Annotated in this window: 1 protein-coding gene; it reads left to right on the top strand. The window is 35.7% G+C overall.

Translation table 11 applies throughout. The features are described 5' to 3' along the window. Positions 1-891, top strand: an 891-nt coding sequence (locus H663_RS41905; RefSeq protein WP_205872784.1) for a hypothetical protein, incomplete at both ends; no start/stop codon positions are given.

The following is an 891-nucleotide window of genomic DNA, read 5'->3' as shown; positions in this document are numbered from 1 at the left end:
ACGCTCAATGATCGTGGTCGCCCATTGTCGGATGCTGATATTTTTAAATCTCATCTTTACAAATATTACCGAACTAAGGATAGGAAAGATGAGTTCATTGATCGCTGGAAGACATTGGAAGAGGTTGCTACTTCTGTATTTGGTTCGTCATCTAGCGGCTCAATGGATGAACTTTTCACAAGATACATGTATTTTTTGCGTGCAAAGGAAAAAATCAAAGTTTCAACCACTGAGGCTTTGCGAAAGTTCTATGAGCGAAATAGTTATATATATCTGAGACAAGATGGAACTTTGAGTGATCTTGAGGTGTTGGCCGATTTTTGGAAAAAAATTTCCTTGCAGGATCAGGATTATTTCAGTGAAGATGCACTTAAAAAATTGTTTGTTTTAAATTATGCGCCGAATGGAATGTGGCAGAACATTACGTCGGTGTACTTTCTTGTCAATAGGGGCGTTGATGAAGAGTTGAATGATGAGCAATTTTGCAAATTTCTCGATAAAATCACAGCATTCACCTTTGTAAGTGCTATTGCTAATCCAGGCGTTAATGCATTGAGAACGCCAGTTTATGATGAAATGATCAACATCATTGATGAAAAGTCGATTGGTTTCTCAAAATATAAATTCAATGAGGCCCAAACGAGATCCATGTTTGAAAACTTTTCTTTTAGTAATCAAAGATCAATTACAAGGTCTATGCTGACGTGGTATGCGTTTACTTTTGATGATCAAAAATTATTAAATATAAAACATGAATTTGATATAGAGCATATATATTCAAAAAAGAGGCAACAGATTGAGGTTGGGCTTAAGATAGAAGGAAGTCTTGAATCCCTTGGTAACAAAATACTTCTCGAAAATTCTATAAATGTAAGGGCGTCTGATTACAGG

Origin of the sequence: Limnohabitans planktonicus II-D5 (genome assembly GCF_001270065.2) — a bacterium.
Classification (GTDB): Bacteria; Pseudomonadota; Gammaproteobacteria; order Burkholderiales; family Burkholderiaceae_C; genus Limnohabitans_A; species Limnohabitans_A planktonicus.
The sequence above is the reverse complement of the archived record's forward strand: the minus strand, read 5'-3'. Positions and strand labels throughout refer to the sequence as shown.